This window comes from Arthrobacter sp. I3, assembly GCF_000520575.1.
In the GTDB taxonomy this organism is placed as follows: Bacteria; Actinomycetota; Actinomycetes; order Actinomycetales; family Micrococcaceae; genus Arthrobacter; species Arthrobacter humicola_A.
This window is the reverse complement of sequence record NZ_KI914933.1, coordinates 34,422-49,858: the sequence shown is the minus strand read 5'-3', so window position 1 is coordinate 49,858 and position 15,437 is coordinate 34,422. Positions and strand designations below refer to the sequence as shown.

Annotated in this window: 16 protein-coding genes and 1 pseudogene; 1 reads left to right on the top strand and 16 read right to left on the bottom strand. The window is 67.4% G+C overall.

The genetic code is table 11. The features are described from left to right. The 12 genes and pseudogenes from Y706_RS0114165 to Y706_RS0114110 all read right to left on the bottom strand — a co-directional run. Positions 1-377: pseudogene (locus tag Y706_RS0114165) on the bottom strand (hypothetical protein); the annotation flags it as partial. Continuing rightward, a complete protein-coding gene (locus Y706_RS25550; RefSeq protein ID WP_084476146.1) occupies positions 355-2,646 on the bottom strand; it encodes a flagellar biosynthesis protein FlhA in 2,292 nt (763 codons plus the stop codon). The pseudogene Y706_RS0114165 and the gene Y706_RS25550, both read right to left, overlap by 23 nt. Before the next feature lie 73 nt (positions 2,647-2,719). After that, the gene (locus Y706_RS0114155) at positions 2,720-3,808 is read right to left on the bottom strand and encodes an EscU/YscU/HrcU family type III secretion system export apparatus switch protein (RefSeq protein WP_028277090.1); all 1,089 of its coding nucleotides are present in this window, start codon (positions 3,806-3,808) and stop codon (positions 2,720-2,722) included. Continuing rightward, positions 3,808-4,566 (bottom strand): flagellar biosynthetic protein FliR, encoded by a 759-nt coding sequence (locus tag Y706_RS0114150; RefSeq protein WP_028277089.1) that lies wholly within the window; start codon positions 4,564-4,566, stop codon positions 3,808-3,810. Before Y706_RS0114150 ends, Y706_RS0114155 begins: the two co-directional genes overlap by 1 nt. Position 4,567: 1 nt before the next feature. Then, positions 4,568-4,843: a flagellar biosynthesis protein FliQ gene (gene fliQ / locus Y706_RS0114145; RefSeq protein WP_018775799.1), complete on the bottom strand. Its 276-nt coding sequence runs from the start codon at positions 4,841-4,843 to the stop codon at positions 4,568-4,570. After that, positions 4,840-5,706 (bottom strand): flagellar type III secretion system pore protein FliP, encoded by an 867-nt coding sequence (gene fliP / locus Y706_RS0114140; RefSeq protein WP_043436183.1) that lies wholly within the window; start codon positions 5,704-5,706, stop codon positions 4,840-4,842. Before fliP ends, fliQ begins: the two co-directional genes overlap by 4 nt. After that, entirely contained in the window at positions 5,703-6,314 is a 612-nt protein-coding gene (gene fliO / locus Y706_RS27505) for a flagellar biosynthetic protein FliO (RefSeq protein WP_052355079.1), read from the bottom strand. Before fliO ends, fliP begins: the two co-directional genes overlap by 4 nt. Beyond that, positions 6,315-7,037 carry a flagellar motor switch protein FliN gene (fliN, locus tag Y706_RS0114130; RefSeq protein ID WP_028277087.1) on the bottom strand — a complete coding sequence of 241 codons (723 nt, stop codon included), beginning with the start codon at positions 7,035-7,037 and terminating at the stop codon, positions 6,315-6,317. It lies immediately after the preceding gene. Further along, entirely contained in the window at positions 7,034-7,930 is an 897-nt protein-coding gene (locus Y706_RS0114125; RefSeq protein WP_223914317.1) for a flagellar motor switch protein FliM, read from the bottom strand. The genes fliN and Y706_RS0114125 overlap by 4 nt, the downstream gene beginning before the upstream one ends. A 97-nt stretch (positions 7,931-8,027) precedes the next feature. Further along, positions 8,028-8,852, bottom strand: a complete 825-nt coding sequence (locus Y706_RS0114120) for an OmpA/MotB family protein (RefSeq protein WP_028277085.1) — start codon at positions 8,850-8,852, stop codon at positions 8,028-8,030. Then, complete coding sequence (locus tag Y706_RS0114115) at positions 8,849-9,658, bottom strand: motility protein A (RefSeq protein ID WP_028277084.1); 810 nt, start codon at positions 9,656-9,658, stop codon at positions 8,849-8,851. Before Y706_RS0114115 ends, Y706_RS0114120 begins: the two co-directional genes overlap by 4 nt. Before the next feature lie 2 nt (positions 9,659-9,660). Further along, on the bottom strand, positions 9,661-9,963 hold the full coding sequence (locus tag Y706_RS0114110) for a flagellar FlbD family protein (RefSeq protein WP_028277083.1): 303 nt from the start codon (positions 9,961-9,963) through the stop codon (positions 9,661-9,663). A gap of 286 nt (positions 9,964-10,249) precedes the next feature. Between Y706_RS0114110 and Y706_RS0114105 the strand changes: the two genes are divergently transcribed. Further along, positions 10,250-11,416 (top strand): cytochrome P450, encoded by a 1,167-nt coding sequence (locus tag Y706_RS0114105; RefSeq protein WP_028277082.1) that lies wholly within the window; start codon positions 10,250-10,252, stop codon positions 11,414-11,416. A 14-nt stretch (positions 11,417-11,430) separates the two neighbouring features. Here Y706_RS0114105 and rox read toward each other — a convergent pair whose 3' ends face one another. The 4 genes from rox to Y706_RS0114085 all read right to left on the bottom strand — a co-directional run bounded on the left by rox (position 11,431) and on the right by Y706_RS0114085 (position 15,242). Beyond that, a complete protein-coding gene (gene rox, locus Y706_RS0114100; protein ID WP_043436190.1) occupies positions 11,431-12,891 on the bottom strand; it encodes a rifampin monooxygenase in 1,461 nt (486 codons plus the stop codon). Between the two features lie 79 nt (positions 12,892-12,970). Then, positions 12,971-13,435, bottom strand: a complete 465-nt coding sequence (locus tag Y706_RS0114095; protein WP_028277080.1) for a hypothetical protein — start codon at positions 13,433-13,435, stop codon at positions 12,971-12,973. Between the two features lie 174 nt (positions 13,436-13,609). Continuing rightward, on the bottom strand, positions 13,610-14,776 hold the full coding sequence (locus tag Y706_RS0114090; RefSeq protein WP_028277079.1) for a flagellar hook protein FlgE: 1,167 nt from the start codon (positions 14,774-14,776) through the stop codon (positions 13,610-13,612). A gap of 31 nt (positions 14,777-14,807) precedes the next feature. Then, on the bottom strand, positions 14,808-15,242 hold the full coding sequence (locus Y706_RS0114085; protein ID WP_028277078.1) for a flagellar hook assembly protein FlgD: 435 nt from the start codon (positions 15,240-15,242) through the stop codon (positions 14,808-14,810). Between the last annotated feature and the right edge of the window lie 195 nt (positions 15,243-15,437).

The following is a 15,437-nucleotide window of genomic DNA, read 5'->3' as shown; positions in this document are numbered from 1 at the left end:
GCTGCGGTCCGGGCCGCCGGGGCCGATGCTGCCGCCGCGGCTCCGGCGTCGTACTTCCCGGCGGGGGTCCCGGCGCCCGGAACAGTGCCCGCGGTAGCCGCTCCGGCGGTGGTCGCCCCGGCGGGACCACCAGTCGCCGGGTCGGAATCGGCCCCGGTCAGGATGTCGGCGTCAGGCACCACCTCGCCGGTGACGACCTCGTGTTTGGACTGGAGCTCGATCATGGCCTCGTAGCGGTCCTGGGCGAAGAGGCCGGCGATTCCGGGGCTGCTGACGCGTTCGGCGGACACGATCCGGGCCGCCGGACCGTACAGCTGTTCTGCCTTGCGGCGGATTTCCTCGAGCGAGGCTCCCTTAAGCCGATAGCGGTTCGGCATGGCGCACCACTCCTACTGTTTCGATCCGGACGTTGGCGGAGGTCACCTCGCGGTAGGACAACACGGGCACGGATCCCGGCTGCCCCCCGACGAGGCGGTAGATGGCGGGCCGGAGCGCGGGTGCACAGACAAGCACGGCCTGGCGGTTGGCGGCGGCCGCGGCGTCGACGGCGGACCGCACCGAGCGCAGCACGGCGTCGAGGCGGTCCTGCCCCATGACGATCTGGCTGCCGCCCTCCGCGGGCCGCATGTCCTCGAGCATGTGTTGTTCCAGGACGGGGTCGATCATGATGACGTTGAGCACCTCGCCGTCCATGAACTTGGCTGTGAGAGCGGGGCCCAAGGCCTGCCGGGCGGCTTCCACGAGCGATTCCGGATCCGTGGAAATCTTGGCGCGGAGCGTGAGGGCCTCGTAGATCCGGGCGAGGTCGTTGATCGGCACCTGCTCATCCAGCAGGCCCTGGAGGACGCGCTGCAGCTCGGCCAGGGAGAGCAGGGCCGGGGTCAGTTCGTCGACGGCGGAGGGGCTCTGCTTGCGCACCCCCTCGGTCAGCACGCGGACGTCCTCGCGGGACAGCAGCCGGGCAGCGTTCGCCGCGACGATCGAGGACAGGTGGGTGACCAGGACGGAGACCCGGTCGATCACTGTGGCACCTGTCATTTCGGCGTTGTGGCGCATCTCCCCCGGAATCCACTTCCCGGCGAGCCCAAATACGGGCTCGATCATCGCCGGGCCCGGGAGCGAGTCCAGGTTCTCGCCCAGGGCGAGCATCTGGCCGCCGGGGGCCGTGCCGCGGCCGGCTTCCACGCCGGCAATCCGGATGGCGTAGGTCGCCGGCGGCAGGTCCACACTGTCCCGGGTGCGCACCGGCGGGATGACCAGGCCCAGTTCCATGGCGATCTTGTGCCGCAAGGACCGGACCCGGGCCAGGAGGTCATCGGAGGCGCCGGAGACCATATCCACGAGGTCAGGTGCGAGCAGGATCTCCACGGGGTGGATGCGCATGTCTTCCAGCAGCTTCTCGTTCGGATCCTGTTCCGGGAAGTTCAGCGCGGTCGACTCAGCCTCCCGGGCCGTTTCCGCCAGCTGCTGGCTTGCCGCGGTCCGCCGGGAGGCGATGAACAGGCCTGCGCCTACGACGACGAACGGGATCGGGGGCATGCCGGGGATCAGTGCCATGGCGACGGCGGCGACGCCGGCGATCATGAGGGCATTCGGTGACTGCAGCAGCTGGGTGGAGGCCGTCCGCCCCATGTCGGACTCGGCGTTGGACCGGGTCACGATCATGCCGGTGGAGACGGCCATGAGCAGTGCCGGGATCTGGGTGACGAGCCCGTCGCCCATGGTCAGCAGGCCGTAGGTGTTCAGGGCGTCGCCGATTTCCAGGCCGCGCTGGACCATGCCGATGGCGATGCCGCCGACGAAGTTGATGATGATAATGATGATGCCCGCGATGGCGTCGCCCTTGACGAACTTCGAGGCGCCGTCCATGGCACCGTAGAAGTCGGCCTCGGCAGAGACTTCGGCCCGCCGCTCCCGGGCCTGGGTGTCGGTGAGGAGGCCGGCGTTGAGGTCGGCGTCGATCGCCATCTGCTTGCCGGGCATGGCGTCGAGAGTGAAGCGCGCGCCCACCTCGGCCACGCGCTCGGCGCCCTTGGTGACCACGACGAAGATGATGATAATGATGATGCCCGCGATGGCGTCGCCCTTGACGAACTTCGAGGCGCCGTCCATGGCACCGTAGAAGTCGGCCTCGGCAGAGACTTCGGCCCGCCGCTCCCGGGCCTGGGTGTCGGTGAGGAGGCCGGCGTTGAGGTCGGCGTCGATCGCCATCTGCTTGCCGGGCATGGCGTCGAGAGTGAAGCGCGCGCCCACCTCGGCCACGCGCTCGGCGCCCTTGGTGACCACGACGAACTGGATCACCACGAGGATGAGGAACACGACGGCGCCGATGATCATGGAGCCGCCGACCGTCACCTTGCCGAAGGCTTCGATGACCTGCCCGGCGTATCCGTTGCCCAGGACCAGGCGGGTGGAGGCGACGTTGAGGCCGAGCCGGAAGAGCGTGGCCACCAGCAGCAGGGACGGGAACACCGAGAAATCCAGCGGCTTTTTGACGAACATGCTGGTCAGCAGGACCAGCAGTGCCAGCAGGATGTTGCAGACGATGAGGAAGTCGAGCAGCGGCGCGGGAACGGGAACCACCAGCAGGAGCACGATCCCCACGATGCCGATGGGCACCACCAGCCGGTTCAGCCTGTTGTTCATGGTGCTGTCCTTTCACAGACGCTGATTCCCGAAGTTTTCGTGCCGTGTTGCACGCTGTGGAGCCTGCCGTGTTTCATACGGTGGCCACCGTGGTGGTCATGCGGTGCATCCCGGCGGCGGCGCCCCGGGCCTTGAGTGCCATGACGAACGCGAGGACGCCGGCCACCGCCCGGTAGAAGTCCACCGGGATCTCGTCCCCCAGCTCACAGGCCCCGTGGAGGGCCCTGGCCAGCGGGATGTCCTGGACCATGGGCACGTTCTTTTCCTCGGCTTCTTCCCTGATCCTCGCAGCCACGTGGCCGGCGCCCTTGGCAACCACGCGGGGTGCGGATTTTCCGGGCTCGTATTTCAGGGCCACCGCCACGTGCGTGGGGTTGACCAGGACGACGTCGGCGTCCCCGATCGCCGCGATCATGCGGTTGCGGCTCATGGCCATCTGGCGCGCCCGGCGTTGGGACCGGATCAGCGGATCGCCCTCGCTGCTCTTGTTTTCGTCCTGGACTTCCTTCTTGGACATCCGCGTCTTCTTGCGGTTGCGCCGCATCACGACGAAGAAGTCGGCCGCGGCCAGCACGATGCCGGCGGCCACCGCGAACTGGACCAGGGCGGCTATCCCGCCGGCGGCGGCCTGCACGACCCCGGCGACGGGCAGGCCGCCGGCTGTCAGCAGCACCGGAACCAGTCCCTGCACGACTGTGTAGAGCACCAGCCCCACGACGCTTGCCTTGAGCAGCGCCTTGAGACCGCCCCACACGGCCTGCGCGCCGAACAGCCGCTTGATCCCGCCGAGCAGGTTGAAGTGTTCGAATTCGAGCCTGAATTTCTTCAGGTGGACACCGCCTTGGAGGGCCGAGCCGGCGAGGACGGCCAGGAACACGACCACCAGCAGGGGGCCGACGATCCCGGCGATGGACGCGAAGCCGGCTTCCAGCGCCCGGACGGCTTTGCCGGGGTCGGGGGCGGACACGATCCCCCGGATGCTGAAGAGCTGGTCCGTGGCGGCGTTGGCGGCCCGGTCCACCGTGCTGGGGAGCATCAGCGCGGCGGCGCCGACGCCGAGCCAGGCGGTGAGGTCCTGGGAACGGGACAGCTGGCCCTTGGAGCGGACCTCCCGCATCCGTTTCTCGGTGGCTTGCTCGGTCTTTTCCTGTGAATCCGCCATCACCCCACCCCCAGCACGGCTTTGGCCGCCTGCCCGGCGAGGCTGGAAACGAGTCGGGGCAGGGCCAGGAACATGAAGCCGGCCAGCGTCAGGGTGAGCAGGATCTTCAGCGGGAAGCCGAGGGAGAAGGCATTCAGCGCCGGCGCCACGCGGGTCAGCAGGCCAAGCCCGACGTCGGCAAGGAACAGGACCACCAGGAGGGGGCCGGCGATCTGCACGGCGGCAAGGAACATGCCGGACACTGCCGCGATCATGGCCTGCACCGGCTGGGCCAGGTCGATCCCCCCGGCCAGCGGAAGGGCGGCAAAGCTGCCGGTGAGGCCGGTGATGACCAGCTGGTAGCCGTCGGAGGCGAAGAGCAGCGCCAGCGCAGCCATCTGCAGGAGACGGGTGAACTGTGCGCCGTTGACCATCATTTGGGGGTCGTAGGCCTGGGCCATCTGGAACCCGCTGAACAGGTCGATCAGGCTGCCGGCAGACTGGATGGCGGAGAAGATGACGAGGACCAGGAAGCCCAGGACCAGACCGGTGACGAGCTCCAGGACCACACCGGTGACGAACCCGGCGGTGTCCCGGGGCGTGTAGCCGCCGGCCAGGCGCTGCGTCACCGCCAGGCCCAGCCCCAGCCCCAGCATGGCTTTGACGCGCCCTGGAATGGCGTGGTGCGAGAAGGGCGGTGCCACGACCAGGAAGGCGGTCATCCGGACCGTGGCCAGCAGCAGGACTTCAAGCCAGGCCGGGTCGATGGGAATGCCCACCTCACAGGCCTCCGAGCAGGGACGGAATCTTCGCGAAGAGGTCGTTGGTGAAGGCGACCATCTCCGAGATCATCCAGTGTCCGCAGACAATCAGGGCCACGGCCACCGCGGCAGCCTTCGGCACGAAGGACAGGGTGGCTTCCTGCAGCTGCGTGATGGACTGCAGCAGGGAGATGGCCAGTCCCACCACCAGCGCCGTGACCAGCACGGGCGCGGAGAGCTTGGCCGCCACGATCATGGCTTGGAGGCAGATGTCCAGGACCGCGTTGGCGTTCATCCTGAACCCGCATAGCTCTGGACGAGCGCGGTGATGATCAGGCCCCAGCCGTCCACGAGCACGAAGAGCAGGATCTTGAAGGGCAGCGAGATCATGACGGGCGGGAGCATCATCATGCCCATGGACATCAGGGCCGCGGACACCACGAGGTCGATCACGAGGAACGGGATGAAGATGACGAAGCCGATGATGAACGCGGCACGGAGTTCGGAGATCATGAACGCCGGGATGAGGGTCTGCAGCGGCACGGCCTCAGGGGTGGCCGGGTTCTCGGCTCCGGCGGCACGGGACATCAGGGCGATGTCCTCCTCGCGCGTGTGGGCAAGCATGAAGTGCTGCAGCGGACCCGATGCGGCGCTGACGGCACCGTTGAAGTCCAGTGTGCCGTTGAGGTAGGGCTGGACGCCGAGGGTGTTCATCTCGTTGATGACGGGCCACATCACAAAGATCGAGAGGAACAGAGCCAGCCCGGCCAGGACCTGGTTCGGCGGGATGGAGGGCAGGGACAGCGCGTTGCGGGTCATTGCCAGGACCACAAAGATCTTGGTGAAGGACGTCATCATCAGCAGCAGCGAGGGCGCAACGGCCAGGAGGGTGATGCTGATCAGGGTCAGGACAGCGGAGGAAGGTTTCCCGTCCATCCCGTTGATCTGGATGTTGATGTTCCCGCCGTCGGGATTGGCAGGGTCGGTCGGCGGCACCGGCGCAACAGGGTCGATGGGTGCGGCGTGGCCTGCCGAGGCGTTGAGCCACAGCAGGAGGACGGCAAAGAGCACGGCGGCGAGCCCCAGGGCCAGGAGCCTAAGGGGTCTTGCGCCGGCTGTTCGCGGGCGGGTGGTGCTGGTAGGGAGCGGGAAGATCAATTGCGGCGTCCGCTCCTGAGCGCGGCGGCAGCCTGCTTCCAGGTGGAACCGGCCAGGATGGAGCCGTGCAGCGGCGGATGGGCCGACCCGCCGCCGGCGGTGCCGCGGCCGGCGTGGCCGCGGGCCGCGGAGCCCCGGTGAAGGGAGCTGCGGCGGGACGGCGGCAACTCCCGGACACCGTTCGGACCGTCGGCGAAATCGTCGGCGTCGGCGCCGTCCGCAAAATCGTCGCCGTCAGCGGCACCCCTGGCCTTGCCGCTGAAGTGGTTGCCGGCGAGCGGGCTGGCATCAGCGAGGATCCGGGCGAAATCGCCCAGGCCGCGGCTGGTGCCGGGGACCGCAACTTCTTCGGGTTCGGGCGGGATGTCCCCGGTGTGCAGGACGTTGACGGCGTGCTCGGTGACGCCCAGGAGGAAGCGCTGCCCGGCGGCGTCGACCACCACCACGGAGGCTTTTTGTCCGAGACTCTGCCGGCTGACGATGGTCAAGGCGCGGTCAGCCCGGCGCCGTCCGGTGCCCTTGCCCAGCCGGTGCTGCAGGAACCACATGAGGCCAAGCACCGCGCCCAGGGCCACGACTACCCGCAGCCCGAGGATCAGTGCGTCCATTCAGCTGAGCCCCTCGGCCACGTCGAGGATCCGGGTGATCCGCACCGCGTAGTCCTGGTCGAGGACCACGACTTCGCCGTGCGCGATCAGGCGGCCGTTGAGCAGGACGTCGGCCGGTGCGCCGGCGGAGCGGTCCAGTTCGATGATCTTGCCCGGTTCCAGCGACAGCACGTCCCGGACCGACATCCGGGTGCGTCCGATCTCCACGGTCAGGGCCATTTCAATGTTGTTGATCCGGCCGAGCCGGCCGGCCACGGTGTCCCCGCCGGCGAACAGGTCCCCGCCGCGTTCCTGGCTGTTGCTGTGTTCGCGGAGCCGGACGGCAAACCAGGCCGCGGCGTTGCTGCCGTCGGAGAGTTCAAAGACGGCCGTGTCGGGATCCGAGAGGAGCCCCGAGACGTCGGATTCACGCAGGTCGGACAGGACACCGGCCCCGAAGACTGAGCTGGCGCTTTCCATCGCGGGGCGCAGCACGTCGGTCACGGAGACGTGGCCCAGCTGGGACCCTGCGCCGGCGGCCTCGTCAAGGAAGGTGCGGTCGCTGAGCATGAGGGCGAGGTCGGCGGTCACCGCGCCGACGAAGGTCGCCGTGACCGCCTGCCGGGCATAGGCCGCCGCGGACCGGGCAGGCACCAGCGCGACAACCTTCAGGGCCACCGGGCTCGGGAGCTCCTCGACGAGCCGTTCCGCCGACATTTCGTGCTTGGTCAGGGTGATGCTCATCGTTGGTTCTCCTCGATTGTGACAATTACTGCGGCCGCGCGGGAGCCGTTGCGGGCCGGGGCGGCAGTGGCCAGCCGGGTTCCGTCCAGGGTGAGGTCAAAGGGCCGGTTTTCCAGGTGCGGCAGGGTCAGGACGTCACCGACGGCGAGACCCAGGACCTGGCTCGGGGTAACGAACGACGTCGAGAGCCGTACGGACAGTTCCACCGGGACCTGCTCCAGTTGGGCGCTGACGCGGGCGGCCGCGTCTTCGCGGGAGTCGGTCGGGTTGACCTTCTTGAGCCGTCCCAGCAGGATGCCGGCCGGAACGGCCAGGGTGGCGGGCGCGTTGACGTCGCCAACGCTCATGGTGAAGGAGGCAACGATCATCAGTTCGCTGGGTGCGGCGGCCTGGGCGAACTGGGAGTTGTATTGGATGGTGTCCACCCGGACGGCCTCGCTGAGCAGCGGGCCCAGGGAATAGCCGAGGTCTTCGAGGGCCTCGTCCATCAGACCCTTGATCAGCGCCTGCTCGATCTGGGTGAACTTGCGGTCCGGCATGGGCGAATCGTTGGTGGCGCCGAGCATGCGGTTCACCCAGCCGAGGGCGGCCGGGCCGGGGAACTGCACCACGAGCTTGGAATCGTGGGCCTCCACGGTGCACAGGACCATGGCGGTGACGGCGGGCAGCGAGGCGGCGTACTCGTCGTAGCTGAGCATGCTGACGTCTTCCAGGCGCACCACGGACTTGACGCGGACCTTGGCGGTGAGCTGGGTGCCCCACTGGCGGGCGAAGGTTTCGAAGGCGAGCTCCAGCACCCGGCTGTGTTCGCGCGCGAGCGTCGCAGGACGGCGGAAGTCATAGACGCTGACGGTCCGCTCCCGTGCCACTTCCCGCTCATCCAGAACACTCACGGTTGCCACTATCGGCAAGGGAACTCGTGGCGTAAGCAGTACGCCTTAGGCAAAATGCAGGCTAGGAACGCGGACAGTCCGCCGTAGCCCCGACCGGCTATTTCTCGCTGAGTTTCAAGGCCTCCGGAATCAGCGCCCGGACAACGTCGGGCTTGTCGGAAATGACCACGATGTCCACCCGGCGGTTTCGCTCCATGAGCGCCGGGGTGGAGTCGTCGTTGACCTGGCGGGCAGAACCGAACGCGACGGCACCGATCGTGCCGGGGGCTATGCCGCCGCGGTCCACCATGTACCGCAGGACATTGACGGCGCGCGCCGAGGACAGTTCCCACGTCGAGGGGTAGGCCGTGATGCCGTTCGCGGCGTGGCCCTCGACCATGATTTCCATGCTGGCCGGTTTGAGGACCGGTGAGATGACCTGCAGCACCCGGGAGGCCCGGGAGGTGAGCTCGGGCCGGTCAGGTTCGAAGAAAGCCTGCGATCCGACGAGTTTGACCGTCAGCCCGCGCTGGTCGATCTGGAACTCGACGTTCTCGCTCAGCCCGGCTGCCGCCAGGCCGGCCTGCATTTTCTGCTGCAGCGCCTTGAGTTTGTCCACTTCCTTGATCGCTTCAGCCATGTTCTCGGGGGATGCGGTGGCCGCGCCCTTGACGGCGGCGAACGCCTCGAGGTCCTCTTTCACGAGTTCCGGCGGCACCACTGTGCCCGACGCCGTATCCACCGTTTCCGTCGCGACGGCGCCGAATCCCGTTGCCAGGGAGTTGCGGAGCTTTTCAAACTTGTTGGCGTCCACTGTGGACATCGCGAAGAGGACGATGAACATGCACATCAGCACGGTGACCATGTCCATGTAGGACGCCATCCAGCGTTCGTCGACGTGGTGTTCTTCCGGCTTCTTCCGCCCGCGCCGCCTGGGGCTCACGCTGCCTCGTCCATCCTGTCGGACTTGTCAGCGCCGGCCTTCTTGCCGGAGCTCTTGAGTTGGTGCTCGGGGACCATGGCGCGGAGCCGTTCGGCCAGCAGAAGCGGCTGGGCACCGGACTGGACCGACAGCATGCCTTCCATGAGCAGCGTCATCCGTTCGATGTCCAGTTCAGAGAGCCGGGCCATCCGGGCGCTGAAGGGAAGCCAGATGAAGTTGGCGGACAGCAGACCCCACAGGGTGGCGACGAAGGCTGCCGCGATCATCGGGCCGAGGTGGTCCGGGGTGGAAAGGTTTTCCAGGACGTGGGTCAGGGACACCACGGTGCCGATGATGCCCACGGTGGGGGCATAGCCACCGAGACTCGCGAAGAATTTGGAGTTGGCGTGATCGCTCCGGGACTTGGAGTCGATCTCGTCCTCCATGAGCATCCGGAGGTCCTCGGCGTCGGTGCCGTCGGCGATGTTCTGCAGGGCACGGGCCAGGAAGGGGTCCTTGACGCTGGCCGCTTCCTCTTCCAGGGACAGCAGGCCCTCGCTGCGCGCCTTTTCGGCGAAGCGGACCATCTGGTCAATGCTTTCCTGCGGCTTGGCGGTTTTGCCGAGGAACATCTTGGGGAGGGCTTTGAAGGCCTGGACGACGTCTTTGAGGGTGTTTCCGGCGATCCCGACGGCGAGCGTGGCGCCGAAGACCAGGATCATGGGGGCCGGGAGGAGCAACGCCGACAGGCTGGCGCCCTCGAGCGACACCATGGCGATAACGGAGCCAAAGGCGAGGAGCAGTCCGATGACTGTTGCGGGATCCATCGTTACTTTCTGGGTTGTGCGGGCGGCGTGGGGCCGGCGCCGTCGTCGTAGGGGTCGTCGTCCGGGTCTTCAGTCCGGACCAGGCTGAGGGGATAGCCGGTGATGGCCGGAAAGTCCCGGGCCTTGCTCAGAATGTATGCCCGGTACTCCGCGATGAGCTCGACCACTTCGGCGAGGCTTTCGAGCACCACGTAGGCGGCGCCGTCGAGCGTCACCAAGTGCGTATCCGGGCTCTCGTGGATGCGTTCAATGAGGTCCGGATTGACCGCGAAGCGCGTTCCGTTGAGGCGTGTAACGACGATCATGGGCCGATTCTGCTCTGTGAGGGGAAGGGTGTTCTCCTCCGTACTGTCGGCAGCCGGGGCCCCTTCGTTAGGCGCCGTCGTCAGGCGCCTTGCCAACGTGCCGGTGCCCGGGGGGCGGCCGGCGCAGCAACATTCCCCGTGCCAAGGCCGCCGCGCGGTATTAGGGTGGGACCTGACGGGGCCACCCGGCCCGCCCCGTTGGGCGCCTGTTCCACCGCAGTTCGTCCAGTGCAGTTGGTCAAGTGCCAGGAAACGACGGCCGCCCGCCTCATCAGGAAGGCCAGCCATGGCGCCATTTCCGGATTTTGAGCAGCCGTTGAACCCGTTTCCCCGCTACGCAGCCATGCGGGACAGTGAACCCGTTTTCCAGGACCCGGACACCGGCGTCTGGCACGTGTTCCGCTACGACGACGTGCAGCGGGTCCTGTCCGAGCACGCCACTTTTTCTTCCCGGATGGGCGGGGACAACCCCTCCGAAACGGGCCAGCTCTTCGCCGCCAGCCTGGTCAACACGGACCCGCCGCGGCACCGCCAGTTGCGTTCGCTCGTGACGCAGGCGTTCACGCCGCGGGCAGTCGAAGCGCTCGCCCCGCGCATCTCGGAACTGACCGACGAGTTGCTGGAGCCGGTGGTGGCCGGCGGCGCCACGGACCTGATCGAACAGCTGGCCTATCCGCTTCCGGTGATCGTGATCGCCGAACTCATGGGCATTCCGGCCTCTGACAGGGACCGGTTCAAGCTGTGGTCCGACGTGATCGTGAGCCAGACCCGCCCGGGCGCCGACGATTCCGTCCACACGGCAGCCAACCGGGAAATGGCGGAGTACTTCATGGGCATGATCGAGGAACGGCGGCACCGGCCGGGCAATGATTTGATCAGCGCGCTCCTCGCGGCCGAGATCGACGGGCAGAAGCTCAGCCCCATCGAGTTGCTGGGATTCTGCAGCCTGTTGCTCGTGGCGGGAAACGAGACCACCACCAACCTGATCGGCAATGCGGTGCTGTGCTTCACCGAATCACCGGGCACGGCGGAACGCCTCGTCGCCGAGCCTGCCCTGCTCCCGCACGCCATCGAAGAGGTGCTGCGCTACCGCTCCCCCGTCCAGTCCATGTACCGGCTCTCAGCCGTCGACACGACCGTGCGCGGCCGCACCATTCCGGCAGGCTCGCCGATCATTGCCTGGATCGGCTCGGCGAACCGCGACGGGGAGCAGTTCCCGAGCCCGGACGAGTTCGACGTCGAACGCTCACCCAACCGTCACCTCGCCTTCGGGCAGGGCATCCATTTCTGTCTGGGGGCGCCCCTGGCGCGGCTGGAGGCCAGGATCGCGCTGGAGGCCGTGCTCTCACGGCTGCCGGGGCTTGCGGTAGACCCCGATGCACAGTTGGAGCGGATGGAAAGCATGATCGTCTACGGGGCGAAACAGCTTCCCGTGACCTGGCAGGCTGCCTGACGGCGGGCACGGCGTCAGGGGCGGCGATCGTGATCGTCTCCGGTGCCCTCGAGGGCCGCCCCGAACCATGTCGGCAGATGGTGGAACAGGTCGTCCTGGTCGTCTCCGATCCATGCGACGTGGCCGTCCGGCCGGAGCAGGACCGCGGGCGCGTCCAGTTCCCCGCTGGCGTCCGCGACGTGGTCGACCCGATCCGCCCATCCAGCCACGGAGAGTTCGCCGGTCTGGTCCAGCAGGAGCCCGCGGCCTTTGCGGGTGAGTTCGTAGAGACGACCCCGCGACAGAGGAATGTCGCGCAGTCGCCTGCCGAGCAGCTCGGGTCCTTCGCCGAAGTCGTAGCGGACCCCGATCGCGGTGATCTTCTCGGCCAGGAAACGGCTGACATCCTCGAAGTCCATCAGCTCGCTCAGCAGCCGCCGCACGGCCTGCGGGCCGGGCTCGGTGGACAGCAGCTCGCTCTGGGCGCGGGTGATGGTCAGCACGCCTTCGGCGACCGGGTGACGCTCGGCGTAATAACTGTCCAGCAGCCCGTCAGGCGCCCAGCCTTTGACCTCGGCGGCGAGCTTCCAGCCGAGGTTGAAAGCGTCCTGGATGCCGAGGTTCAGTCCCTGCCCTCCCAGCGGCGGGTGGACGTGCGCCGCATCGCCGGCGAGCAGAATACGGCCCACCCGGTATTGCTCGGCAAGCCGGGTGGCGTCGCTGAAACGGGACAGGGAGCGTGGTGAGTGGACGCCGAAGTCGGTGCCTGCGAACGCCCGCAGCTGCGTCCGGAACTCCTCCAGGGTCGGCGGGACCGAGCGGTCCTCGGCCACGGCCGCCGCGGGCACGACGGCGCGGTACAGGCCGTTTCCGGCGGGGCCTATGCCGAACCCCTTGTGGGTCTTGCGCACCTCCTCGGCCACCTCGGCCAGCTGGTCCGGCGCCGCGGTCACCTCCACCTCGCCCAGGAGCCACTCGGTCTTGGCCGGCTCGCCGGGGAAGCCGATGCCGAGCAGTCTGCGCACCAGGCTGCGTCCGCCGTCGCAGCCGACCAGCCAGCGCGAGCGCAGCCGTGTGCCGTCAGCGAGTTCGACGCTCACCGCGTCCTCGTCCTGCTCGACCCCTGCCACCTCGCAGCCGCGGCGGATCTGGGCGCCGAGCTCACCGGCGCGCTCGGCCAGCAGGCGATCGGTGACCGGCTGGGGGATGCCAAGGACGTAGCCGTGTGCGGTGTCCAGGTTCACCGGCCGGGGCTTGTCGATCCCGGCGAAGCGACCCACGCCGCCGGGATACCGCTGCCCGTGGGCGAGGAACCGGTCCAGCAGCCCGCGCTGGTCCATGATCTCGATGCTGCGCGGGTGCAGGCCGAGCGAACGGACCGCCTGGCTCGGCTCCGCGTCCCTCTCCAGCACGAGCACGTCCACGCCGTGCAGCCGCAACTCGCTGGCCAGCATCATTCCCGTCGGGCCGCCGCCGCTAATGATCACGTCGAAAATATGGAACCCCAATCCCAGAAACTCACTTCCCGGATTGCCCGGCTGCGTCCCGCACCCTGAAATGCGGGGGTGAGCCCGATCAGTACTCGCCCTTGATCACGAAGTAGGAGCCGCGAATAACGCCCGCCAGCTTCGACTTTTGGCGGGCGAACTTGAAGCGCGGCGCCAATTCCTCCGGAACTTCCATGCCGTCGGCAAGTTTGAACCCCACCGCTCTCTTCCCGCCGTCCTCGATGCTGTACATGACGTTGACCGACAGCCCCGACTCGTAAAAAACGTAGGCCATCCGCAAACCGTCGACTTCGAAGGCGGTCGCCTCCAGCGGGCGGGAGCCGATCACGATCTCGCGTTCATCCCGGAGGATGCGGCTCACCCGGTCAACCACGTCAGGAACTTCGCTCGCGGGGCTCACGGTGAAGGCGTGGCCGTACTTATTCCGGAAATAGCGGGCCTCGTTGGCGCGCAACCCGGCGAGGGCCTCGGAGACGGGGGATGATTCCAAGCCGACGGTAGAAACGGTCTCGAAGTCAACGATGTACGGCATGTGCCCTCCTGGACAGACGTGTTGGGACCAATGCTAACGCGACGACGTGCTGCCGGACGCCGGAAATCAGGCGCCCCTTTAGGGTGCGATCCGAGGAGACAGCTCCGGGTCCGGCAATACCGGAAACCCAAAGCTGTCCCCCGAATCCTTAAGGGACAAGCACGATTCCCCTCATTAGCGCTTGAGCTGGGTCAGTTCCTGGAGAACCTCATCCGAGGTGGTGATGATGCGGGCGTTGGCCTGGAAACCGCGCTGCGCAACGATCAGGTTGGTGAATTCCTGGGACAGGTCCACGTTCGACATTTCCAACGAGCCGCCGGTCAGGGTGCCAAGGCCGGGGTCGCCCGCAGCACCGAGCTGCACGCCGCCGGAGTTGCCGGTTGCGACGTAGGAGGAGCCGCCGGCCTTCTCCAGGCCGCCCGGGTTGGTGAACTTGGCGAGGGCGATCTTGGCGAGGACCTGCTTGATGCCGTTGCTGAACGACCCGACCAGGGAGCCGTCGCTGCCCAGCGTGTAGGACTCGAGCTTGCCGACGGGGGCACCGTTCTGGCCGCTGACAGTGAGCGAGCTCATGGCGGCGTAGCCGGAAACCTTGGAGACATCAATGGTGATGCCGTTGACGGTGACGTTTCCGCCGGCGGTGGGCTTGCCGTTCGTGTAGGTCACAGACCCGGTGGCTGTGGTGCCGTTGTCGTCGGCCGCGATGTTCCAGGTGCTTCCGGCCTTGGTGAAGGTCATTGACACACTGCGTTCGGTGCCGGCGGCGTCGTAAACCTTGACGAGACGGTCCAACTTGGTGCCGTCGACGGCGTCGCTGGGCAGGTTTCCGTCCAGCGTCACCGAGTCGGTCTTCTTGGCCACCATGGTGTTGGGGTTCAGCGTAATGTCGCCCACGGGGCCACCCGCGTTGATCACACCGTTGGTGGCGGTCCAGCCCTGGAGGATGCCGCCGTCGGGGCTTACCAGCTGGTTGGCCGCGTCCGGGCTGAACGCGCCGGCGCGGGTGAAGAGCTGGCTGCCGCCCTTGCTGGTGACGAAGAAGCCGTCACCGGAAATCATCAGGTCGGTGGCCCGGCCGGTGCTCTGCGAAGAGCCCTGGGAGAAGTTGGTGGTGACGCCGGCAACCCGGACGCCCAGGCCGATCTGGGCGGGGTTGCTGCCGCCGGTCGCGGCCTGCGGGCCGGTGGCGCCCTGCTGCAGCTGGGACAGGGTGTCCTGGAACTGGGTGGAGGAGGCCTTGAAGCCTGCGGTGTTGACGTTGGCGATGTTGTTGCCAGTAACGTCCAGCATGGTCTGGTGGGCGCGGAGGCCCGAGATTCCGGAGTACAGCGAGCGGAGCATGGGAACTGCCTTTCTACGGGTGAAGAACTGGTTAGGATGCGGCCGGAGCGGTAAGCCCGGTGATGGAGTCGAGGGGAACGGAAAGGTCGCCGATCGTGACGGACGGAACCGACCCCGCATAGCTGACGGAACTGGCGACGCCGGTCCCGGTGGTGCCGTCCGCGAGGGTGTAGCCGACCGAGTGTCCGATCAGCTGGGCTGCCGCCGTCCGCATCTGGAGGGAGAAGCCCTCCTTGCTGTTGGTGGTCAGTTCGGTCATTTTTTCCATCATGGAGAGCTGAAGGGTCTGGCTCATCATCTGGTTTGTGTCCATGGGAGCGCTCGGGTTCTGGTTCTTGAGCTGCGTCACGAGCAGGGACATGAACACGTTGGCATCCATGGTCTGCGAGGGTGTCCGCACGGCAGAGGCCCGGGTGGCCTCCCCCGCCGCCGCTACCGGCTGGGATGCGATCGGCTGAATCGTCATAAGTCGCGTTCCTTCGTGTCAGACAAGAATGTCGAGGGTGGTCTGGGGGCCGTTCAAAAGCCTGGCGGTGCGTATGGCTTGATCATCGGCCAGCGCATCCCAGCGGTTTCCGGGCCGCGGCCCGTTCCGGTCTCCCGGGCCGGAGCCGCTGCCGCCGGGGCCGCCGGGGTCCCGGCCCGTGGCGAACTGGCCGCC

Bases quoted from the DNA above. Each gene is read 5' to 3' on its own strand.
- Y706_RS25550 (WP_084476146.1), bottom strand. From the start codon at position 2,646: ATGAACAACAGGCTGAACCGGCTGGTGGTGCCCATCGGCATCGTGGGG.
- Y706_RS0114155 (WP_028277090.1), bottom strand. From the start codon at position 3,808: ATGGCGGATTCACAGGAAAAGACCGAGCAAGCCACCGAGAAACGGATG.
- fliQ (WP_018775799.1), bottom strand. From the start codon at position 4,843: ATGAACGCCAACGCGGTCCTGGACATCTGCCTCCAAGCCATGATCGTG.
- fliO (WP_052355079.1), bottom strand. From the start codon at position 6,314: ATGGACGCACTGATCCTCGGGCTGCGGGTAGTCGTGGCCCTGGGCGCG.
- fliN (WP_028277087.1), bottom strand. From the start codon at position 7,037: ATGAGCATCACCCTGACCAAGCACGAAATGTCGGCGGAACGGCTCGTC.
- Y706_RS0114115 (WP_028277084.1), bottom strand. From the start codon at position 9,658: ATGGATCCCGCAACAGTCATCGGACTGCTCCTCGCCTTTGGCTCCGTT.
- Y706_RS0114110 (WP_028277083.1), bottom strand. From the start codon at position 9,963: ATGATCGTCGTTACACGCCTCAACGGAACGCGCTTCGCGGTCAATCCG.
- Y706_RS0114105 (WP_028277082.1), top strand. From the start codon at position 10,250: ATGGCGCCATTTCCGGATTTTGAGCAGCCGTTGAACCCGTTTCCCCGC.
- Y706_RS0114095 (WP_028277080.1), bottom strand. From the start codon at position 13,435: ATGCCGTACATCGTTGACTTCGAGACCGTTTCTACCGTCGGCTTGGAA.
- Y706_RS0114090 (WP_028277079.1), bottom strand. From the start codon at position 14,776: ATGCTCCGCTCGCTGTACTCCGGAATCTCGGGCCTCCGCGCCCACCAG.
- Y706_RS0114085 (WP_028277078.1), bottom strand. From the start codon at position 15,242: ATGACGATTCAGCCGATCGCATCCCAGCCGGTAGCGGCGGCGGGGGAG.